Genomic DNA, 21,743 nt, shown 5'->3' on the forward strand with positions numbered 1-21,743 from the left:
CGGCAGGGTATGCCCGCGCGGACGCTTTGTGTACCCGCCAGTAACGGATTCACCGACCGCTCACCCACCACGCCAGTGAACGCTGGCAACAAACCCGCTGATCAGGGCGTTGATCGGTTCAGGGTGCGTTGGCCGACTCCTCGGCGGACTCCTTCGCGGCCCCCTCGGCGGACTCCACGATGTCCAGGTTGTCGATCACGGTCTGCGCCACCTCACGCCCGCGCTCCGTGAAGTCTCCCTTGCCCGGGTAGCTGATGGTGAGCTTGTACATGTCCTCGGCGGAGGTCATGTAGTAGAAGATCCGCAGCTCGCGCGGGCGGGGGTTCTGGCTGTCGTCCGTGGTGTAGACGACGGTGTTCTCCGCGGCCTTCTTCCCCTTGTGGGTGAGGTTGGGCCTCGGGTGCGTCGTCGGGTTCTCCGGCATGTCGAGGGAGTAGTTGCCGTTCTCCTTGAAGCGCTTGTTGTCGTCGTACATCTCGGCGTCGGCGGAGCCCTCGATGGTGTTGTTGGTGTCCTCGGCCTTCCGCTCGAGTGTCAGGCCGACCCAGATGCTGCCGCTGTGGTCCGTGTACCGGACCCAGTGCGCCTTGTCCCTCTCCCGGTCGGGCACGGTCCGCTGATAGCCCTTCGGCACCGGCACGGACGCCGCGACGCCCTTCTCCTCGTGGATCTCCCAGCCGTCCGGCAGCGGCCCCGCGAAGGGGTCCGCGATCACCAGGTACGCGGCCATCGCTCCGGCGACGACCGCCGCCCCCAGACCGGCCAGCGTCCTGTAACCGATGCGAACACCGCCCTTGCCGCCGGACGTCGACCCGGACCCGGATCCGGATCCGTCGCCGAGGCCCGGGGAGTGGACGACCTGTGCGGGCGGGGGTGCGGGCGGGTTGGCGACGGCTTCCAGCAGCGCCCGGACCTGCGCGGCGTTCGGGCGGTGCACCGGGTCCTTCTGCAGCAGTCCGGTGATGACCTCGGCCAGCGGCCCCTGCGCAACGGCCGGCGGCGCGGGCGCGGCGTGGAGGATGGACTGGAGCGTCGCGGGCGTGTTGCTGCGCCGGAACGGCGAGACCCCCTCCGTGGCCGCGTACAGCACGACACCGAGGGACCACAGGTCGGAGGCGGGGCCGGGGCGCTGGCCCAGCACCCGCTCCGGCGCGATGTACTCGGGCGAACCGACGAAGCCGCCGGTGTCGGTCAGGTTGGTCTCGCCCTCGATCTGGGCGATGCCGAAGTCGGTGAGGACGACCCGGTCGTGCCGGCCGAGCAGCACGTTGTCCGGTTTCACGTCCCGGTGCAGGACGCCGGCCGCGTGCGCGGCCTCCAGCGCGCCGAGCACCTCCAGGCCGACCCTGGCCGCCTCGCGCGCGGAGAGGGTGCCCTCCTCCTGCAGTACGGCGCCCAGCGAACGGCCCTGGACCAGTTCCATCACGATCCACGGCTGTCCGTCCACGACCGCGACGTCATGGACGTTGACCACCGCCGGGTGGTCGAGCCGGGCCGCGGCACGGGCCTCGCGGCGCATCCGCTCGAAGGCGTTGGCGCGTTCGCGTTCGGGAAGGTGGTCCGGGACGCGGGGCTCCTTGACGGCGACCTCGCGGTCCACCGTCTCGTCCGCGGCCCGCCACACCGTGCCCATGCCGCCGTGCCCGAGCTTGGAGAGCAGCCGGTAGCGCCCGGCGATGAGCCGGCCGACGCCGGGTTCCCGCGACGGCTGCGAGGAGGGCGGCGGCGAGGAAGGCGGCGGCGAGGAGGGCGGCGGCTGCGAGTGGGACGGTTGCGGCGGCGGTCCCTGCCGGGGGTGCGCCTGCGGCGGCACCGCCTGCGTGGGGGACGCGTACGGGTTGCCGGGGTGCGGCATGGGCACGGTCGGGTTCGGAACCCGGTCCGGATTCGGGGCCGGCGGTTGCAGATCAAAACTCGTCGGCTCGTCTACCCCACCGTGGCGGGCTCCCCCGTGGCTGCTCATGCTCCATCCATATCGCGCCAACCCCTCGCGGAGCCACTTCGAACACCGTCCGGTCACAGACCCGTGACCCCGCCTGCGCCCTATCTCCCGTTTACGCCACTATGCGGCCGGTGATGTCGCGTCGGACGTCACACCGGAGGGCGTATCGGACGGCGTACCGGACGGTGTGCCGGGCCGCATATCGGATGTGCCGGACGGGACGGACGCGCCGGGAGCCGTGCGGACGGTCGTGGGAGGCACCGCTGTGGGAGACAGCGTGGCCGACGGACGACCCGTGCGGGACGGGCGTGGTGTATCGGACGGCCGGGGCTCGGGGGACTGGCTCGCGGGTGTCCGTGGTCCCGTGCTGGACGGCGTACCGCCCCCGCCGCCTCCGGCCCCGTCACCGGCATGGTCCAGGAGCAGCGCCGCCGCGGACACCCCGGCACCCGCCATCGCGGCGACGGCCAACGCGGCCACGAGCACGCTCCGCGTGGGCTGCCGGACCGGGTGTTCCCCGGCGGGGCCGTCGACCGGGCGAGGGCGCCCGGCCGCTCCTCTCCCGGTCCCGCTGCCGCCGGCCGCCCCGCCGGTCCTTCGGCCCTCGGCCTCTGCCGCCACGGGGTGTCCGAGCGGCGGGTGCTCCGGTGTGCGGCCCGTCTCGCGGAAGGCCCGCAGCATCCGCTCGGCCCGGTCCGCGTCCAGCCGCCGGTCGGGGTCGCGCTCCAGCAGGCCCCGTACGACGGGCAGGATCGGCCCGGCCTGCGCGGGTGGCCGTATCTCGTCGGTCACGACCGCGTGCACGACTCCGCCGATCGAGTCCCGGTGGAACGGCGACTCACCGCTGAGCACCGTGCACAGCAGGGCTCCGAGCGACCACAGATCGGACTCGGGGCCGGTCCTGGCCCCGGACATCCGCTCGGGGGCGGTGTACTCGGGCGAGCCGACGAAGGAACCGGACTCGGTGAGCGTGGTGGCCCCCGCCACCCGGGCGATCCCGAAGTCGGTGAGGACGACCCGGTCGGTGCCGCGCTCCAGCAGCACGTTCGCGGGTTTGAGGTCACGGTGCAGGACACCCGCCGCGTGGGCGCCTCGGAGCGCGCCGAGCAGATCGATGCCGATGCGCGCGGCCTCCGCGGCATCGACCGGTCCCCGTGCGGCGATACGGTCGGCCAGCGATCCGCCGTCGATCAACTCCAGGACGATGTACGGGCGTTCGTCGTCCTCGACGACATCGTGGACGACGATGATGTGCGGGTGGCTCAACTGGGCGAGCGCGCGTGCCTCACGGAGCGTACGGTCCCGCTGCCGCCGGGCCTCCGCCGCGGAGAGCGTCTCGTCGAGGGGGAGTTCCTTGACCGCGACGTCACGCCCGAGTAATTGGTCGGTCGCCCGCCACACCACACTCATACCGCCGCGGCCGAGTCTCTCCTCCAGCCGGTAACGGCCCGCTATGACACGGGCGTTGTTCCGTGCCGTCCCGTTTCCGGGCTCCCCCTCGGTCCCCATGGGCCCATCATGCCCCACCGGATGTGTTCCCTCCGGTAGGCCTATTCGGCCAAGCCCGCCCGGCTACTGGGGTTCGCGCCATCCCTGCAGGATCGTTTCGAACTGCTTGCTCGTCGTGGCCCAGTCCTCGGCCGGGGCCGCCATGTAGAGCGCGTACTCGACCCCGCCGCGCGAGAGGTACATCTGGTCGACGGCCCGGTACGGCCCCGGGAACCTGGTGTCCTTGGGCAGTGCGGTCCAGGTGTACTCGAGTCGCGCGCTCTTGCGGTCGCGGTAGACGCGGGGCTCCAGGGCCACCTGCCGGTAGTCGACCAGCCGCTGCCCTATCTGCTGGTCCAGGTCTCTCAGGTGCTCGTACGGGTCGTCGAAGTCGGGGGAGTCGTCGGCGGCGATGCGGATGAAGTGCTTGCCGCCGTCGGGCGTGTAGTCGACCTGGCGGGTCTCCTCGTCGAAGACGACCCGCTCCCAGTCCTCGCCGGGCAGGACGACGCTGAAGCCGAAGGGATCGGTGCGGCGCACCCAGCCCTCCGGCAGGCCGTCCGCCTGCCCGGTGTCTTCGCCCGTACCGGCGGCCGCGTCGGGCGTGGCCGTGGAGGTGCCCGTGGACGTGGGTGAGGCCGTGGGTGAGGCCGTTTCGAAAGGCTCCGCCGCAGTGCCGCCGCCACCCCGTGCGTTGCCCTCGCCCTCGTGCAGCAGCACCGCGGTGCTCCCGCCGACGAGTGCGGCCAGGACCACGACCAGGGCGATCAGGCGCGGACGTCCGCGCCGCCGGGACCCGGCGGCCACGGCGGCGGAAGGCGGCTGAACCGCCGTGGTGCCCGCGCCCGCCCCGGGCCCGTACGGCACCGGCGCCGACCCGGACGCGGGGGCGGGGGCGGGGGTGTCCACGGTCTGCGTCGGCACGTACATCTGCGCCGAGTTCGGCCGACGCCCCTCCGCGGCCTCGGCGAGCATCTGCTCGGTCGCCGCCGCGTCGGGCCGCATGGCCGGATCCTTGCGCAGGAGCGCGCTGATGACCGGCGCGAGCGGGCCGGCGTACCGCGGCTCACCGGCCTCCTCCTCGACGACCGCCTGCATGGTGGTCAGCGGGGACGTCCGGCGGAACGGCGATCTGCCCTCCACCGCCGTGTACAGCGTGGCGCCGAGCGCCCAGAGGTCGGAGGAGGGGCCGGGGTCCTGGCCGCGGACGCGCTCGGGTGCGAGATAGTCGACCGAGCCGACGACCTCTCCGGTCCGGGTGATCGCCGTGTCACCCTCTATCTGTGCGATGCCGAAGTCGGTGAGCAGCACCCGCCCGTCACCGCCGAGGAGCACGTTGCCGGGCTTGACGTCACGGTGCACCACACCGGCGGCGTGCGCGGCCCGCAGGGCGCGCAGCACCCACAGACCGATCCGCGCCGCCTCGCGGGGCTCGACACGCTCCCGCTCCTTGACGGCGTCGGCGAGCGAGTGGCCCTCCACCAGCTCCATGACGATCCACGGGCGGCCGTCGTGCTCCAGTACGTCGTGCACCGTGACGACCGCGGAGTGGTTGATCCGGGCCGCCGCGCGCGCCTCGGCGCGGGTGCGCGTCAGCAGCCTGGCCTGCTCGCTCTCGGAGACGTAGAGAGCGGCGGTCAGCTCCTTGACCGCGACGGATCGGTGCAGCACCTCGTCGTGCGCGCGCCACACCCGGCCCATGCCACCGCTGCCGATGGTTTCACCCAGCCGGTAGCGGCCCGCGACGAGCCGACCCTGTGTCTCATTCACCTTGCCCCGCAATGGTCTTGACAACGTCAGGTTAGGCACCCGGGCGGGCCCTGGGAACCGAAGGGAGACCATGGAGACCGCACTGTGACGGTTGTCGCCGTACGGGACGGGAGGCAACCGGAGCTCCTGCGGAGGCGTACGGCCCCCGGGCGCCTCCCTGCCGTTCCCTCGCCGCTTCCTCGCTGCTTCCTCGCTGCTTTCTTGCCGCTTCCCTGATCAGCCGGTGAACCGGTACGTCGTCGACGCCTGCTCGAACAGCCGGCTCACCTCGTCCCGCTCCCCCTCCGGGCCCCGCACCTGCACGACGTGGTACCGGCCGTCGATCAGCGCCGCGAGGTTGCGGACGTACAGCTCGCCCCCGTCGCCGCCGGTCCACGTGAACTGTCCCTCGGCCATGGCCCGTCCGCCCACCTCGATGGTCTTCAACCCGGTGGAGGTGGCCCAGCTGGAATCGCGGTACGGCTGGAGCTCACGCTCGTCGTCGCGCTGATAGGCCATCGGGTCGTCGCCGTACCGCGAGGCGCTGTCCCGGCCCGGTACGACGATCAGCTCGAAGTCGCCGCTGGAGTAGACGACCTGGCCGCTGCCGTTCTTCCCGGTGCGCTGCCAGCCCTCGGCCACGGCGACCCGGAAGCCCTCCGGGTCCTTGCGCAGGGTGAAGCCCTTGGCGGCGTCGGGGCCGGTGGTCTGCGTCTCGTTGGACGCGGCCGACTCCTCGGCGCCGCCCTCCGGGCTCTTCGGGTCGTCCGGCTTCGTCGAGGAGCCGTCGGTGCCCGGCGCTCCGCCGGCCTCCCGCGACGGGGACACCCCGCCGACCTCTTGGGTGGCGCCGGTGCGGTCGGCCGTGCCCGCGCCCCCGGTCTCCTCCCCGGCCTTCGGCATGAACAGGACGGCGTACGCGATCGCCGCGGCCATGGCGAACAGCACCAGCAGAAGCAGGGTGCGGCCCAACCGGCGCGGTGATCCCGAATCCCGTTTGGCCCGCTTGTGCCGTCCGTGGTGCGCGGGCAGCCCGGCGCGGCGTCTGCGCACCAGCTCGCCCCGGCGCCGCACGACGGGCAGCCGGCTGGTGTCGACCGGCGGTGCCGCTATGACGTGTACACCGGCCTCCGGCTCGGGCGCCGACCGCACCAGTGAACGCAGCCAGCCGCGCAGCTCCTCGAAGTCCAGCCGCTCGGTCGGGTCCTGACGCAGCAGCGACTCCACGACCGGCCTGAGCGGCCCGCACTCCTCGGCGAACGCGGGAGGCTCGGCGCACACCATCTGCACCAGTTCGGCCGTCGACTCCTCCGGGTAGGGCGCGTGGCCCTGCACGGCCCGGAACAGGAGCGCGCCCAGCGCCCACAGATCGGTCGCGGGGCCGATGGGCGCGGCCAGCTGCCAGTTCTCGTGCACGGGCCCGGCCTGCTCCGGCGCCCACCGCTCCGTCACGGGGCCGACGACGGCCATCCGCGCCTGTCGTGCCCGCTCGGCGGCCAGCGCGGTGGTGGGTGCCCGGCGCGCCGGCGCCTGGGCCGCGGGCTCGTCCCAGCGGGCGGGCGGGGCGGTTCCGCCGGGCGGGGCGAAGCCTCCCGAGTCCGCCGCACCGGCCGCGGGACCGAGCGCGGGTGCCGAGGATGAAGCGCCGGGCGGCAACGCGGTGTCGGGCCTGCCGGTGGTTCCCACTCCGTAGGGGTCGGCGATCTGCCCCGGCGGGACCGCGCCGCTCTGCTGTGCCTCCTGTACCCGGGCGGCGGCGCGGGTGCCCGCCCGGTACGCGGCGATTGCCCCCGCGCGTGCGGCCCTGACGTCCCCGGCGCTGTCGACGGGTCGCGGGGCCGCCACGGCGGGAGTGCCGTTGGCCGGATTCGCCGTGCCGCCCCCGGGCAACCGGCCGGCCCGCGCCTCTATGGCGGCCCGCCGCGCGGCGTCGGGGTTCGGGTCCGGCTCGGCCGTGAAGCCGGGGGGCCACGACGGAGTGCGCTGCGGGGCCGAGGCGCCCGTGCCCGTACCCGTGGGCGCCACCGGTCCCAGCTCACCGGCCGCTCCCGCCCCCGGCGCCGCGGCATGCGGAACGACGGCGCCCGGAACCGCCGCACCAGGAGCGGGGGCCCCCGAAGCGGGAGGGGGCGCGACCAGGGGATCCTCGGCAGGCACCGGGTCGTACCCGCACAGCGCCTCCTCCGCCGCGCCGACGGCGAGACCGGTGAGCATCACCCGGCCGTCGTCGCAGACCAGCACCGTGCGCGGGGTGATGTTCCGGTGGACCCAGCCGTGGGCGTGCAGGACCCGCACCGCCATCAGGACGTCCGAGGCGACCTCGGCCGCCCGGTACGGAGTCAGCGGCTGTTCGGCCAGCAGCGCCGCCAGCGGCCGGGCGGACACCAGTTCGCTGACGATCCACAGGGAACCGCCCTCCGCGAACACGTCGAAGACCTGGTCCAGCCGCGGGTGGTCGGGGATGGCCGCCGCGGCCTGCGCGGCCTCGACCGCGCGCCGCGCCACGGGATCGGTGGGCCGCCGCACCCCCGCGCGGTCGCCGGTACGTCCGGCGGCCCGCCGGACGCTTCCGTCACGCGCCGTGAAGCCGTCGGGCAGCCCCTCCGCGTCGAGCACCTCGGCCTCGACGACCTCCGGCAACGGCACCTGCCTGACCAGGACTTCCTGCCCGCTGTAGGTGTCGAAGGCGCGGGTCTCGGTCAGTTCGTACTCGTCGGAGGGAGGCAGCGGCAGGCGGTAGCGGTCGGCGAGAACTCGTCCCGCGTATTCGTCCACTGTGCCTCCCCCGGCGATATGGTCGGTCGGTTCCGCTCGCCCAGCGGCCCGTTCCGGCTGCGTACGGTCTGCGAACACTCACGATACGTGCCGGAGGCAACCCGCAGTGAGGGGATGCCACATCTCACTCCCCAATCAAGCGGTCGTCCATGCTCAGGACTTGGGCTCGAAGGACTGCGTCAGCGCCTGCCACGTTCCCTTGCGCTGCTCACCGTCCCAGTCGGCGGCCTTCGCCGAGTACATCAGCGCGTACCCGTACCGGCCGTCGACGACGAACCCCCGGTCGATGGTCCGGTACTTCGTCCCCCCGTCCATGTAGGTGAACTCCCAGTCGGCGGTGTTCCACCCCCGGTACTCCACCGCCTCTATGCGGATCCTCTGGTACTGCGAACGCACCATGCCGCGTTCCTGGTTCTTCCAGTCGGCCACCGGGTCGCCCTTCGGCGTGGACGTCCAGGCGACGAGCAGCCGCTGTCCGTCGGGCCCGGTGAAGCGGTCCCCGGCCCCGTCCGTCGACCGGTACTTCCAGCCCTCGGGCAGCCCGATCGAGTACCCCTGGCTCCCGTTGTGCGTCGCCTTCACCGCCGAGACGCCGTCGCCGTCCCCGGCCGGGTCGTCGGCCTCGCTCTCCTCCGAACCGGCGTCGTCGGACTCCGGTTCCCCTCCCGTACTGATTCCCGAGTCCACCGACTCGTTGGCCGCACCGTCGGTACCGGTACCGTCCTCGGCGCTCTTGGTGTCGGCCTCGGTGCCCTCGGCGTTCTTGGTGTCGGCGCCGGGCGCCTGACTGGAGGCGATCTTGTCCGCGCCGCCGCCCTTCGCCCCCGCGCCGTTCTCGTCGCCATCGCTGCTGAGCACGATGGCCAGCACGGTGCCGAGCACGGCGAGCACCACGACCACCGCGATGACCACCAGCGTCCGCCGCGGCACCACGTCGGTGAGCGACGCCTTCGGCACGGACCTCGTCGGCAGGTCCGGCGGCGCCATCACGGGCCATCCCGAACTCCGCTCCCCGGGAGCCCGGTTCGACGCCGTACCGGGTGCCGGATACGGCGTCGGGCCCGAGCCCGCGCCGGAGCCACGGGACGAATTCGGCGTCGAGACCGAGGTCTGCCCGGAACCCGAGGGGGATCCCACAGCCGACCGCCCCTCGGCCCGGGTCCCGGCCACCGCACCGGACACCGTGCCCGCGGAAGCCGTACCGGCCGTCGAACTGACGGTACTGCTACCGGACTTGGCGCGTGTCGCCGCCGCACCGGCCGAGCCGGCGGCCACCGCCGCCTTCCGCACGGAACGCATCGCACCGCGCAGCCGCTCCCCGGCCTCCTCGCCCCGCCTGTTTCCGCCACCGGCGCGCCCGTCGGGCTGTTCGGGCAGCGGCACGACCTTCGTCGCGTCCGCCGGCTCCGGATCGCTCCGTCCGCCCCCGGGTGCGTGGATCACCGCGCTCAGCATGGCCCGCGCGCGGGTGTCGTCGAGCCGCTGGGCGGGGTCCTTGTTGAGCAGCCCGTAGATGACGTCCCTGAGCGGTCCCGCGTTCCTGGGCTCCTCGAGCGGCTCGGTCATCACCGCCGTGAGCGTCGCGATCGCGGAACCCTTGTCGTACGGCGGCGCACCCTCCACCGCCGCGTACAGCAGCCCGCCGAGCGACCAGAGGTCGGCCGCCGGTCCCGGCTTGTGCCCGCGGGCCCGCTCGGGGGAGATGTAGGAGGGGGCGCCGACGAGCATGCCGGTCGAGGTGATGGACGGGTCGCCCTCGACCTGGGCGATACCGAAGTCGGTGAGCACGACCCGGCCGTCCTCGGCGATCAGCACGTTCGACGGCTTCACGTCCCGGTGCAGAATGCCCTCCCGGTGCGCGGAGCGCAGCACGTCGAGCACCGCGAGCCCGACCTCGGCGGCCCGCCGGGGCTCCAACAGGCCGTCCTCCCGGATGGCTTCGGCGAGCGACTTGCCCTCGACGAGCTCCATCACGATCCAGGGCCGGTCGTCCTCCTGGACCACGTCGAAGACCGTCACCGCGTTGTTGTTGCGGATCCGCGCGATCGCCTTGGCCTCGCGCAGCGTCCGTGTGATCAGCCGCCGCTTCTCCTCCTCGTCGATGCTCGACGGGAACCGGAGTTCCTTGACGGCGACCGTCCGGCCCAGGGTTTCGTCCACGGCGCGCCACACCGTCCCCATGCCGCCGCGGCCGAGCACGTCTCCCAGCCGGTACCGCCCGGCGAGGAGACGTGCGCTCTCGTCCTGACGGGATGTCCCCGCCCGCTCCGGCTCCGACATGCGTCCCCTCAAGCAACCCGCCCTGACAGAGACTTCATTGTCCCTCACCCGACAAGTGCTCCACGCCCAGGGTGCCTCTGGCGACGCCTCATACCCGACACATCCGGAACCCGGGGGAAGGACGTGTTCCGCCGCCTTGCACGATGTCCCTCCGACGAGAGGGAAGCCGGAATGCCGCCGCCTCGGACGCCGCTGGCCGTCGCTGTGTCCGTGGCTTCGCTCGCCCTGGCCCCGACCGCCTCCTCGACCCTGCCGGTCCCGCCGGCGGACTCCCTCCTTCCGCTGCTGGTCACACAGGGTGGAGCCTCGGCGGCGGCTCTCCTTGTCCTGGAGGAGACCGGCCCGCGTCACGCCTCCGCCGACGAGGGCATCACCCGGGCCGACCACTTCCGCGCCGGCAGCGTCACGAAGACGTTCATCGCGACGGTCGACCTGCAAACTGGCGGACGAGCACCGCCTGTCGCTCTCCGACACCGTGGAGAAACATCTTCCGGGGCTGGTGCGAGGAGCGGGCAACGACGGTCGCGCGCCGACCCTGCGTTCCCTGCTCAACCACACCAGCGGCCTGTGCGACTTCGCCAAGGACACCGGTGGCAGCGTCCCCCTCACTCCGCGTCAGGCACTGCGTAGCGCACTCACCCACTCCCCGGCCGACCCCGGCCGCTTCGCCTACTCGAACACCAACTACGCGCTGCTCGGCCTGGCCGTCGAACACGTCACCGGTCACTCGTACGCCACCGAGGCGAGCGGCGCATCATCTCCCCTCTGCTTCTGACGGGCACCTCCTTTCCCGGCTCCCGCACCTCGCTGCCCGCTCCGCACGGCCGGGCCCACGCCACCGACGGAACCGACGTCACCGAACTCGACCCGCGGGTGGCCGGCGCCGCGGGCGAACCGGTGACCACGCTCACCGATCCGGGCCGCTTCCACACGAGTCTGCTCGGCGGTGAACTCCTGCCCCCGCGTCACCTGCGCGAGATGCTCGACACCCGCGCCGCACACGGCTCGTACGGCATGGGCCTGCTCCCCGTGAAGCTTCCGTGCGGCACCACCGTGTGGGGGCACAACGGACACATCTCCGGAAGTTACGTGCGCACCGCAACCACCGCCGACGGCGGGCATGTCCTCACCCTCCGGGTGAACACGGACGCGATGGCGGACCCCGGTCTCGTACCCGCGGTCCTCGCGGCCGAGTTCTGCCCCCGCACCTGACAGAACGCCCGGGTTCAGAACAGAGATCCCGGTTCACGACACTCGTTCGAGTGAAAGCCGGGTGGAAGCGCCCCGACTCGCACCGGCCTACATCGGAACGATGTCCGGCGCTCCCAGCCGTGCCGCGTCCGCCGTCAGGTCGTCCGGCTGGCGCTGCGACTCCCGCTCGGCCTCCACCCGCTTCTCGTAGTGCTGCACCTCGCGCTCGATCCGGTCCTCGTCCCAGCCCAGCACCGGCGCCATCAGCTCGGCGGCCTCCCGTGCGCTGCGCGTACCCCGGTCGAACGTCTCGATCGATATGCGGGTGCGCCGGGTCAGCACGTCGTCCAGGTGGCGCGCTCCCTCGTGCGAGGCGGCGTAGGTGATCTCGGCGCGCAGATAGTCGTCGGCCGCCTGCAGCGGTTCGCCCAGCGAGGGGTCCCGGGCTATCAGTTCCAGGACCTCCTCCGCCAGCGTCCCGTACCGGTTCAGCAGGTGCTCGACCCGCACCACGTGCAGTCCGGTGCGCGCGGCGATCCGCGCCCGTGCGTTCCACAACGCCTGGTACCCCTCGGCGCCCACCAACGGCGTGTCCTCGGTGACGCAGGCGGCGACGCGCACGTCGAGGCCGTGCACGGCCTCGTCCACCGCGTCCTTGGCCATCACCCGGTACGTCGTGTACTTGCCGCCCGCGACCACGACGAGTCCGGGGACGGGATGCGCCACGGTGTGCTCCCGCGACAGCTTGCTGGTGGCGTCGGACTCCCCGGCGAGCAGCGGCCGGAGGCCGGCGTACACGCCCTGGACGTCGTCCCTGCTGAGCGGGACCGCGAGCACCGAGTTCACGTGCTCGAGCAGATAGTCGATGTCCGCGCTGGACGCCGCCGGGTGCGCCTTGTCCAGGTCCCAGCCGGTGTCCGTGGTCCCGACGATCCAGTGCCGGCCCCACGGGATGACGAACAGCACGGACTTCTCCGTGCGCAGGATGAGCCCGGTCGTGGAGTGGATGCGGTCCTTGGGGACGACCAGGTGGATGCCCTTGGAGGCACGTACGTGGAACTGGCCCCGCTCGCCCACCATCGCCTGGGTGTCGTCGGTCCACACCCCGGTGGCGTTGACGACCTGCTTGGCGCGGATCTCGTACTCCCCGCCGCCCTCGGCGTCCCGCACCCGGGCGCCGACGACCCGTTCGCCCTCACGCAGGAACCCGGTCACCCGGGCGCGGTTGGCGACCCGCGCGCCGTACGCCGCCGCGGTGCGCACCAGGGTCGCCACGAACCGGGCGTCGTCCATCTGGGCGTCGTAGTACTGCAACGCCCCGACCAGGGCTTCCTTCTTCAAGCACGGGGCCACACGCAGTGCGTGACGTCGACTCAGGTGCCGGTGCACGGGCAGCCCGCGTCCGTACCCGGGGGCCATCGACATGGTGTCGTAGAGCGCGACGCCCGCCCCGGCGTACAGCCGCTCCCACCCCCTGTGCTGCAACGGGTAGAGGAACGGCACCGGCTTCACCAGGTGCGGGGCGAGTTTCCCCAGCAGCAGGCCACGCTCCTTCAACGCCTCCCGTACGAGGGCGAAGTCGAGCATCTCCAGATAGCGCAGTCCGCCGTGGATGAGTTTGCTGGACCGGCTGGAGGTGCCCGACGCCCAGTCACGCGCCTCGACCAGTCCCGTGGACAGACCACGGGTCACGGCGTCGAGCGCGGTGCCGGCACCCACCACACCGCCGCCCACCACCAGGATGTCCAGCTCACGCTCGGCCATGGATGCGAGTGACTCGGCGCGCTCCGCCGGTCCCAGTGTCGCTGTCCTCACCGCTGCCTCCCGCTCGTCGGTCGCATCGGCCGCACCCGTGGGGCGAAGCCCGGTCCCCCCTCCCTCATGCCCAAATTCTGGCCGGGTTGCCCGGTCGCAGCCACCGCTCGGCTCCCAGCCTGTGGACAACCCGTGCGGCGACTCGCCGAAACTCGACCGATCAATACAGCAAATCGGTCATATTTACTCCTAGTCTGACATTGCGCTCGCTCGTTCTGTCCACAGGGCTTGCGCACCTGCCCCGCTTCGGTTACTGGGAAGGACGGCCCACGCCATGCCCGCAGATCTCGCCGTCATCGGACTCGGCCCCTACGGCCTGCCCCTGGCCCAGGCCGCCGTCACCGCCGGCATCCCCACCATCGGCTACCGGACCGGCCCGGAGGCCGCCTCCCTCAGCCCCGCCGAACTGCGCCGCATGGTCGCGCAGGGGTTCCGGGTGATGACCAGCCCGGCCGAACTCGGCCGGGTGCGGACGGCGGTCATCTGCGCACCGGCCCCGCCCGGCGCGGAAGGCGGGCTGGACCTCAGCCAGGTGGAGACCGCCGCCCGCACCCTGGCCGCGCGGCTGCGCCCGCACACCACGGTGATCCTCGAGTCGCCGGCCCCGCCCGGGACGACCGAGAGCCTCCTGCGCCCCCTGCTCGAATCCGGATCCGGGCTCCGCGCGGGCCGCGACTTCCACCTCGCCTACTCCCCCAGCCGCGTCGATCCCGGCAACCGCGACTTCACCCCCGCCAACACCCCCAAGGTCATCGGCGGGCTCACCCCGGCCTGCACCGAGTCGGCCGCCGCGTTCTACGGAAGGCTCACCGACAAGGTCGTACGCGCGCGCGGCCCACGGGAAGCGGAGACCGTGCAGTTGCTGGAGACCAACTTCCGGCACGTCAACACCGCCCTCGTCAACGAGATGGCCGTGCTCTGCCACGACCTGGGCGTCGACCTGTGGGACGTCATCCGCTGCGCGGAGACCAAACCCTTCGGCTTCCATGCCTTCCGCCCCGGCCCCGGCGTCGGCGGCCACGCCGTCGCCCAGGACCTGACCGCCCACACCGGCCGCACCCTGCGGATGGCGGAACTCGCCCAGCAGGTCAACGGACGGATGCCCCACTACGTCGTGCGGCGCGCCGCCGCGCTCCTCAACGAACACGGCAAGTCCGCCCGCGGCGCACGCGTGCTGCTCCTCGGCGTCACCTACAAGGCCGACCTCGCCGACCAGCAGGGCAGTCCCGCACAGGAGATCGCGACGCGGCTGATGGAGCTGGGCGCCTCCGTCAGCTACCACGACCCGCACGTGCCGTCCTGGAGCGTGCTCGACCGGCCCCTCCCGCGCGCCGACTCCCTGTACGAGGCCGCCGCCGACGCCGACCTGACGATCCTGCTCCAGCAGCACCGCACGTACGACCTGCAGGGCCTGTCGGTGAAGGCCCAGCTGCTGCTGGACACCCGCGGGGCCACCCCGACGGGGGCGGCGCACCGGTTGTGAGAGGGGGCGCCCAGGACGCCCGCGCTCCAGCCGCCGGCGAATCCGGTACCGTACAGAAAAGTGGGGCCCACCGCAGCGGCTAACTGTGGCAGGCCCCAGATGGATCACGGAGTGTCCACCCCTAGTTCTCGTAGGGGTGGCCGCTCACCATCCAAAGATCCGCAAGACCCACCTCCTCCGGCACTTCACCGTCCACAGACGGATACGGTCCCAGCGGGTGGGCTTGCGGTGGCGACCCATGGGCACGCCCCCTCCCACGAGGCCGCCCGTCAGCCCGGTTGGGCGGTCCGTTCGGAATCGGTCCGGGCCCCGAAGGGCGAGGTCCGGAACGTGTCCTTGGAAGGGGGCGACCCCGAGAGCCGAGCCGCCGAACACGGACACTATCGACCCGAAACGCCCTTTCCTCCGACATTCACCCCGAAAGCAACCGCACGCCCCCCCTACCGCCCCACGCGCCCCCACCACCACTCCCCCACCCGGACACACGACGGGGCCCGGCCACCCCGCATGCCGGTGGGGTGGCCGGGCCCCGTCATCACTCTCAAGGGCGTCCGCCGCGCTCGGGGCGAGCGCGGCGTCACGTCATCGCCGGTGCTGCGAGTCCGCCACCGTCACCTCGACGCGCTGGAACTCCTTCAGCTCGCTGTACCCGGTGGTGGCCATGGCGCGGCGCAGGGCGCCGAAGAGGTTCATCGAGCCGTCGGAGGTGTGGGACGGGCCGGTGAGGATCTCCTCGATGGTGCCGACGGTGCCCAGGTCGACCTTCTTGCCACGGGGCAGTTCCTCGTTGACGGCTTCCATGCCCCAGTGGTTGCCCTTGCCCGGGCCGTCGGTGGCGCGCGCGAGCGGGGAGCCCATCATCACCGCGTCGGCGCCGCAGGCGATCGCCTTGGGCAGGTCGCCCGACCAGCCGACGCCGCCGTCCGCGATCACGTGCACGTACCGGCCGCCGGACTCGTCCATGTAGTCACGGCGGGCGGCGGCCACGTCGGCGACCGCTGTGGCCATGGGGACCTGGATGCCCAGCACGTTGCGGGTGGTGTGCGCGGCGCCGCCGCCGAAGCCCACCAGGACGCCGGCCGCACCGGTGCGCATCAGGTGCAGGGCCGCGGTGTAGGTGGCGCAGCCGCCGACGATCACCGGGACGTCGAGTTCGTAGATGAACTGCTTCAGGTTGAGCGGCTCGTGCGAGCTGGAGACGTGCTCCGCGGAGACCGTCGTCCCGCGGATCACGAAGATGTCCACGCCGGCGTCGACGACGGCCTTGGAGAACTGGGCGGTGCGCTGCGGGGAGAGCGCGGCCGCGGTGACGACGCCGGAGTCGCGCACCTCCTTGATGCGCTGCCCGATCAGCTCCTCCTTGATCGGGGCGGCGTAGATCTCCTGGAAACGGCGTGTGGCCGACTCGGCGTCCAGTTCGGTGATCTCGTCGAGCAGCGGCTGCGGGTCCTCGTACCGCGTCCACAGTCCTTCGAGGTTCAGCACACCGAGGCCGCCGAGCTCGCCGATGCGGATCGCCGTGGCCGGTGAGACGACCGAGTCCATGGGGGCCGCCAGGAAGGGCAGCTCGAAGCGGTAGGCGTCGATCTGCCAGGCGATCGAGACCTCCTTCGGGTCCCGCGTACGGCGGCTGGGGACGACGGCGATGTCGTCGAAGGCGTACGCCCGGCGGCCCCGCTTGCCTCGCCCGATCTCGATCTCAGTCACGTCTGTGGCCTTTCCCTGATGCGTTGCAGCGCCTTCCAGTATCCCCGACGGCCGTGGCGGTCGGCGCGCCGGACATACGGCGAGGGCGGCCCCGGATGCTCCGGGACCGCCCTCGGGGGCCGCTGCCTACTTGCGGCTGTAGTTCGGTGCCTCGACCGTCATCTGGATGTCGTGCGGGTGGCTCTCCTTGAGGCCCGCGGAGGTGATCCGCACGAAGCGGCCCTTGCTCTCCATCTCCTCGATGGTGGCGGCGCCCACGTAGCCCATGGTCTGGCGCAGGCCGCCGACGAGCTGGTGCAGCACGTTGGCCAGCGGGCCTCGGTAGGGCACCTGGCCCTCGATGCCCTCGGGGACGAGCTTGTCGTCGGAGGCGACGTCGGACTGGAAGTAGCGGTCCTTCGAGTACGACCTGGCCTGGCCGCGCGACTGCATGGCGCCGAGCGAGCCCATGCCTCGGTACGACTTGTACTGCTTGCCGTTGATGAACTGCAGCTCGCCGGGTGACTCCTCGCAGCCGGCGAGGAGGCTGCCGAGCATCACCGTGTCGGCGCCGGCGGCCAGCGCCTTGCCGATGTCGCCGGAGTACTGCAGACCGCCGTCGCCGATCAACGGCACGCCCGCCGGACGCGCCGCGAGGGACGCCTCGTAGATGGCGGTGACCTGCGGAACGCCGATGCCGGCGACCACACGGGTGGTGCAGATCGAGCCGGGGCCCACGCCCACCTTGATCCCGTCGACACCGGCGTCGATCAGCGCCTGGGCGCCGTCACGCGTCGCGACGTTGCCGCCGATGACATCGATGCCGACGCTCGACTTGATCTTCGACATCCAGCTGAGCGCGTTGCTGTTGTGGCCGTGGGAGGTGTCGACGACCAGGAAGTCCACCCCGGCCGCGGCGAGCGCCTGGGCACGCTCGAGCGCCTCGGGGCTCGCGCCCACGGCGGCACCGACGATCAGACGGCCCTCCGAGTCCTTCGCGGCGTGGGGGTACTGCTCGGCCTTCACGAAGTCCTTGACCGTGATGAGGCCCTTGAGGACGCCCTCGTCGTCGACCAGGGGAAGCTTCTCGATCTTGTGGCGGCGCAGCAGCTCCATGGCGTCCACGCGGGAGATGCCGACCTGCCCGGTGACCAGCGGCATCGGCGTCATGACGTCGCGCACCCGCTGGGAGCGGTCGGTCTCGAAGGCCATGTCACGGTTGGTGACGATGCCGAGCAGCTTCTTGTCGCCGTCGGTGACCGGGACGCCGCTGATGCGGAACTTGGCGCACAGCGCGTCGGCCTCGGCGAGCGTGGCGTCGGGGTGGATGGTGATCGGGTCGGTGACCATGCCGGACTCGGAGCGCTTCACCAGGTCGACCTGGTTGGCCTGGTCCTCGATGGACAGGTTGCGGTGCAGGACGCCGACGCCGCCCTGGCGGGCCATCGCGATCGCCATGCGGGACTCGGTCACCTTGTCCATGGCCGCCGAGAGCAGCGGGATGTTCACACGGACGTTGCGCGAGATGTGGGACGAGGTGTCGACCGCGTTGGGGAGCACCTCGGATGCACCCGGCAGCAGCAGCACGTCGTCGTAGGTCAGCCCGAGTGTCGCGAATTTTCCGGGCACTCCGTCGACGTTCGCAGTCATGACACCTTCCCCAAATGGCCTTGATCGGTGCGGATGTCCATGCTAACGGGAAGTGGGGGTGTCCCATTCCACGGTTCCGCACGGTTCCGGTCTTCGTATGTTCGTACGGAATCGTCCGGATGCCCGTTCACCACCCGAGGGCATGCCGGGCGGCGGATGGTTTCCGCAGTGCTGGTCACTGTTCCGCCAAAGCTCGCAGCCGGCTCAGCGCGCGGTGCTGGGCGACCCGGACGGCGCCGGGTGACATTCCCAACATCTGGCCGGTCTCCTCCGCGGTGAGGCCCACGGCGATGCGCAGCAGAAGCAGCTCGCGCTGGTTCTCGGGGAGGTTGGCCAGCAGTTTCTTGGCCCACGCGGCGTCGCTGCTGAGGAGAGCGCGCTCCTCCGGGCCGAGGGAGTCGTCGGGACGCTCGGGCATCTCGTCGGACGGTACGGCCGTCAGACCGGGATGACGCATCGCCGCGCGCTGCAGGTCGGCCACCTTGTGCGCGGCGATGGCGAAGACGAACGCCTCGAAGGGACGGCCGGTGTCCCGGTAGCGGGGCAGCGCGAGGAGCACCGCCACACAGACCTCCTGGGCGAGGTCCTCGACGAAGTGCCGGGCGTCGCCCGGGAGCCGGGACAGGCGGGTGCGGCAGTACCGCAGCGCCAGGGGGTGGACATGGGCGAGCAGATCGTGTGTCGCCTGCTCGTCCCCGTCGACAGCGCGGTGGACGAGCGCACCGATCGCCCCTTGGGCAGTGCCCGCCTCGTCGTCGCGCATCGGTCCATGGTGCCCTGCGGTCCCCTGCTCCGCGGCACCACGTCCCTTGTTGTGCACCGAAGCGTTATGAGCAGGTGCGCCGGCACTCATCCCCTGCGCCCTCCCCTTCCGCTCGACCGACTCGTCCCCGAGGAACTCCACACCTCAAGGATGCGTCATCCGCCGCGAAACAGGCACAGGGCACCCGGCGGTCGGCTTCGGCGCCCTGGTGGGCCGGGCTTTCCGCGCCTCTGCCGACAAGGCATGAGCGGACGGCCGCAGGACCTGTCGTCCGGATCGGTCCGGGGCGGTCGAGCCGCGCGCCCGCCCCGCCGGACCGCGCGCCGCACCCGGCGGCGCGGCGGCGGTTCGCACCGGTGGCGTCGCCCGTCATCGGTGCGGCCCCGCGCGGGTGCGGTCCGGGCGGGAACGGCCCGCGCGGGGCATCCGCGTACCCACGGGCCGCCGCTCGATGTCGCACCCCGGGACCGGTCCGATCCGAAGGACAGGTCCTAGCGCACCAGGCCCCACCGGAATCCGAGCGCCACCGCGTGGGCCCGGTCCGACGCGCCGAGCTTCTTGAAGAGGCGCCGTGCGTGCGTCTTGACGGTGTCCTCGGAGAGGAACAGCTCGCGGCCGATCTCGGCGTTGGAGCGGCCGTGACTCATGCCCTCGAGGACCTGGATCTCCCGCGCGGTGAGCGTGGGCGCGGCGCCCATCTCCGCCGAGCGCAGCCGCCGCGGGGCGAGCCGCCAGGTCGGGTCGGCGAGTGCCTGGGTGACCGTCGCGCGCAACTCCGCGCGGGAGGCGTCCTTGTGCAGATAGCCGCGGGCGCCGGCGGCCACGGCGAGTGCCACGCCGTCGAGGTCCTCGGCGACGGTGAGCATGATGATGCGCGCACCGGGGTCGGCGGACAGCAGCCGCCGGACGGTCTCGACACCGCCCAGACCGGGCATGCGTACGTCCATCAGAATCAGGTCCGAGCGGTCGGCACCCCAGCGGCGGAGGACTTCCTCGCCGTTGGCGGCCGTCGTCACGCGCTCGACGCCGGGCACGGTCGCGACCGCGCGGCGCAGCGCCTCTCGGGCAAGCGGGGAGTCGTCGCAGACGAGGACGGAAGTCATGGCCGCCCTCCGCAGCTGATGCGCGTCACCTTGTGCCTCCAGGCTGGTACGAAATCGTCACCTGTGCGGTCGACCGCTTCGGACACCCGCCCGAGCGCTTGTTCCTTCAACCGCCTCGCACTCTCAACGACGGTCACTCGAAAGAGTTACGGGGCCGGCCGCTGTCTTCGGCACTCTACGTGAGGGGACGAACACAGCGCAGACACGCGCGGGGGACCCTCGAACTTTCATCACAACCAATGCCCCTTTCGGACCCTTTTCTTCCCATTTACTGGTGTCTGAGGCTAGATTCGCAATGGGTCATATTTTCATCTCCTTGGATCGTAGTTGTACGGTCGTGGACACGGATCCGCCCAGAATGGCTACAAGGGGTCACGAAATGGCAGATTTCTCCCGCCTTCCAGGACCGAACGCGGACCTGTGGGACTGGCAGCTCCTGGCCGCATGCCGCGGGGTGGACAGTTCGCTCTTCTTCCACCCCGAGGGTGAGCGCGGGGCGGCACGAAGTGCTCGCGAGAACTCGGCCAAAGAGGTCTGCATGAGGTGCCCGGTACGCGCCGAGTGCGCCGCCCACGCACTGGCCGTGCGTGAACCGTACGGCGTGTGGGGCGGCCTGACCGAGGACGAACGCGAAGAGCTGATGGGCAGGGCGCGCCACCGCCTGGTGTCGTCCCCGGCCTCATCAGCGGGCTCGTCACCGGCGGCACCGACCGTGTCGGTGCCGGTCCCAGCGTCGGTCTCGAGCGCCGGTGAGCACACCGCTTCGAACAACTGAAGGAACGTTTCTTCATCACGGGGTACGCACGTACCCTCGTTTTTTCGCGGGCGGCGTCCCACGGCCCCCGCCGGGCCCGGCCTACCGGCCGGCTGCCCGCGCCAGCCGGTCGAGCGTCGCGTCGACCGCGGGCACCCGGGCGAGGTCGGGAAGCGTCAGCGCGACGATCTCCCGCCGCACCGCGGGCTCCAGGGCCACCGTGCGCACCCCCCTGGGCCGTACGGACTCGAGGGCCAGCTGGGGGAGGACGGCCACCCCGAGCCCCGCACCGACCAGGCCGGCCACCGCGGGGTAGTCGTCGGTCGCGAAGTCGATGCGCGGGGTGAAGCCCGCCGTCTCACACACCTCGATCAGCTGACCACGGCAACGCGGGCAGCCCGCGATCCACGGTTCCCCGGCGAGTTCGCCTATGGCGAGGGACTGAGCATGCGCCAGCCGGTGCCGCTCGGGCACCAGCCCCACGAGCCGGTCCGTGAGCAGCGGGCGCACGACCAGGTCGTCCCACTCCTCGGAACCCGCCGCTCCCTCGTACCGGAAGGCGAGGGCGATGTCGCAGTCGCCCTCGCGCAGCATCTCGACGGACCGGGGCGGCTCGGCCTCCTCCAGGGAGACACGGGTGCCGGGGTGGTCGTCGCGCAGCGCGGCGAGGGCTGTCGGGACCAGCGTCGAACTGCCGCTGGGAAAGGAGACGAGCCGCACCCGCCCCGCCCGCAGCCCGGCGATGGCGGCGACCTCCTCCTCGGCGGCGGTCAGCCCGGCGAGAACGCCGGCCGCGTGGCGCACCAGCACCTCTCCGGCCTGCGTCATGCGCATCTCGCGCCCGGTGCGGATGAGCAGCGGCGTGCCCACGGACCCTTCCAGCGCCTTCATCTGCTGGCTGACGGCGGGCTGGGTGCAGCCCAGTTCCCGGGCCGCCGCGGAGAACGAACCGGTGGTGGCCACGGCGCGCAGCACACGGAGATGACGGGCTTCGATCACATCCTCGAGGATAAGCCGCCCTTTGGCACGACGCCGAATACCGCTTCGGCGCTTTGGCCCGTATC

At 72.1% G+C, this 21,743-nt stretch carries 13 protein-coding genes and 1 pseudogene; 3 read left to right on the plus strand and 11 right to left on the minus strand.

Annotated elements, in window-relative coordinates:
- Positions 1 to 118 precede the first annotated feature (118 nt).
- The 5 genes from ACWEQO_RS05940 to ACWEQO_RS05960 all read right to left on the minus strand — a co-directional run bounded on the left by ACWEQO_RS05940 (position 119) and on the right by ACWEQO_RS05960 (position 10,234).
- Entirely contained in the window at positions 119 to 1,963 is a 1,845-nt protein-coding gene (locus tag ACWEQO_RS05940) for a serine/threonine-protein kinase (protein WP_452979411.1), read from the minus strand.
- Between the two features lie 99 nt (positions 1,964 to 2,062).
- Entirely contained in the window at positions 2,063 to 3,451 is a 1,389-nt protein-coding gene (locus ACWEQO_RS05945; protein WP_452979414.1) for a serine/threonine-protein kinase, read from the minus strand.
- 63 nt (positions 3,452 to 3,514) lie between these two features.
- Positions 3,515 to 5,131, minus strand: a complete 1,617-nt coding sequence (locus ACWEQO_RS05950) for a protein kinase domain-containing protein (RefSeq protein ID WP_452979742.1) — start codon at positions 5,129 to 5,131, stop codon at positions 3,515 to 3,517.
- A gap of 285 nt (positions 5,132 to 5,416) precedes the next feature.
- Positions 5,417 to 7,954: a protein kinase gene (locus ACWEQO_RS05955; RefSeq protein WP_452979417.1), complete on the minus strand. Its 2,538-nt coding sequence runs from the start codon at positions 7,952 to 7,954 to the stop codon at positions 5,417 to 5,419.
- Between the two features lie 153 nt (positions 7,955 to 8,107).
- On the minus strand, positions 8,108 to 10,234 hold the full coding sequence (locus tag ACWEQO_RS05960) for a protein kinase domain-containing protein (RefSeq protein ID WP_452979420.1): 2,127 nt from the start codon (positions 10,232 to 10,234) through the stop codon (positions 8,108 to 8,110).
- Positions 10,235 to 10,405: 171 nt separating this feature from the next.
- Between ACWEQO_RS05960 and ACWEQO_RS05965 the strand changes: the two are divergent.
- Positions 10,406 to 11,446: pseudogene (locus ACWEQO_RS05965) on the plus strand (serine hydrolase domain-containing protein).
- 87 nt (positions 11,447 to 11,533) lie between these two features.
- Here the strand turns inward: ACWEQO_RS05965 and ACWEQO_RS05970 are convergent.
- Positions 11,534 to 13,240 (minus strand): glycerol-3-phosphate dehydrogenase/oxidase, encoded by a 1,707-nt coding sequence (locus tag ACWEQO_RS05970; RefSeq protein ID WP_361450021.1) that lies wholly within the window; start codon positions 13,238 to 13,240, stop codon positions 11,534 to 11,536.
- Positions 13,241 to 13,514: 274 nt separating this feature from the next.
- Between ACWEQO_RS05970 and ACWEQO_RS05975 the strand changes: the two genes are divergently transcribed.
- Entirely contained in the window at positions 13,515 to 14,723 is a 1,209-nt protein-coding gene (locus tag ACWEQO_RS05975; RefSeq protein WP_452979424.1) for a nucleotide sugar dehydrogenase, read from the plus strand.
- Positions 14,724 to 15,305: 582 nt separating this feature from the next.
- Here ACWEQO_RS05975 and ACWEQO_RS05980 read toward each other — a convergent pair.
- The 4 genes from ACWEQO_RS05980 to ACWEQO_RS05995 form a co-directional block, all read right to left on the minus strand.
- Complete coding sequence (locus ACWEQO_RS05980) at positions 15,306 to 16,430, minus strand: GuaB3 family IMP dehydrogenase-related protein (protein WP_361450015.1); 1,125 nt, start codon at positions 16,428 to 16,430, stop codon at positions 15,306 to 15,308.
- Between the two features lie 126 nt (positions 16,431 to 16,556).
- Positions 16,557 to 18,059 (minus strand): IMP dehydrogenase, encoded by a 1,503-nt coding sequence (gene guaB / locus ACWEQO_RS05985; RefSeq protein WP_361450012.1) that lies wholly within the window; start codon positions 18,057 to 18,059, stop codon positions 16,557 to 16,559.
- A 175-nt stretch (positions 18,060 to 18,234) separates the two neighbouring features.
- A complete protein-coding gene (locus ACWEQO_RS05990) occupies positions 18,235 to 18,822 on the minus strand; it encodes a sigma-70 family RNA polymerase sigma factor (RefSeq protein ID WP_279334388.1) in 588 nt (195 codons plus the stop codon).
- A gap of 491 nt (positions 18,823 to 19,313) precedes the next feature.
- Positions 19,314 to 19,925, minus strand: coding sequence for a response regulator transcription factor (locus ACWEQO_RS05995; protein ID WP_003948568.1), 612 nt, complete (start codon positions 19,923 to 19,925; stop codon positions 19,314 to 19,316).
- A gap of 379 nt (positions 19,926 to 20,304) precedes the next feature.
- Here ACWEQO_RS05995 and ACWEQO_RS06000 point away from each other — a divergent pair, with 379 nt between their 5' ends.
- A complete protein-coding gene (locus ACWEQO_RS06000) occupies positions 20,305 to 20,700 on the plus strand; it encodes a WhiB family transcriptional regulator (RefSeq protein WP_452979429.1) in 396 nt (131 codons plus the stop codon).
- A gap of 81 nt (positions 20,701 to 20,781) precedes the next feature.
- Here the strand turns inward: ACWEQO_RS06000 and ACWEQO_RS06005 are convergent, their stop codons facing one another.
- Positions 20,782 to 21,678, minus strand: a complete 897-nt coding sequence (locus ACWEQO_RS06005) for a LysR family transcriptional regulator (protein WP_361450005.1) — start codon at positions 21,676 to 21,678, stop codon at positions 20,782 to 20,784.
- Positions 21,679 to 21,743: the final 65 nt, after the last annotated feature.

The sequence above is a fragment of the Streptomyces sp. NPDC004051 genome, from assembly GCF_053604275.1.

Bases quoted from the DNA above. Each gene is read 5' to 3' on its own strand.
- ACWEQO_RS05940 (WP_452979411.1), bottom strand. From the start codon at position 1,963: ATGAGCAGCCACGGGGGAGCCCGCCACGGTGGGGTAGACGAGCCGACG.
- ACWEQO_RS05945 (WP_452979414.1), bottom strand. From the start codon at position 3,451: ATGGGGACCGAGGGGGAGCCCGGAAACGGGACGGCACGGAACAACGCC.
- ACWEQO_RS05950 (WP_452979742.1), bottom strand. From the start codon at position 5,131: ATGGGCCGGGTGTGGCGCGCGCACGACGAGGTGCTGCACCGATCCGTC.
- ACWEQO_RS05960 (WP_452979420.1), bottom strand. From the start codon at position 10,234: ATGTCGGAGCCGGAGCGGGCGGGGACATCCCGTCAGGACGAGAGCGCA.
- ACWEQO_RS05975 (WP_452979424.1), top strand. From the start codon at position 13,515: ATGCCCGCAGATCTCGCCGTCATCGGACTCGGCCCCTACGGCCTGCCC.
- guaB (WP_361450012.1), bottom strand. From the start codon at position 18,059: ATGACTGCGAACGTCGACGGAGTGCCCGGAAAATTCGCGACACTCGGG.
- ACWEQO_RS05990 (WP_279334388.1), bottom strand. From the start codon at position 18,822: ATGCGCGACGACGAGGCGGGCACTGCCCAAGGGGCGATCGGTGCGCTC.
- ACWEQO_RS05995 (WP_003948568.1), bottom strand. From the start codon at position 19,925: ATGACTTCCGTCCTCGTCTGCGACGACTCCCCGCTTGCCCGAGAGGCG.
- ACWEQO_RS06000 (WP_452979429.1), top strand. From the start codon at position 20,305: ATGGCAGATTTCTCCCGCCTTCCAGGACCGAACGCGGACCTGTGGGAC.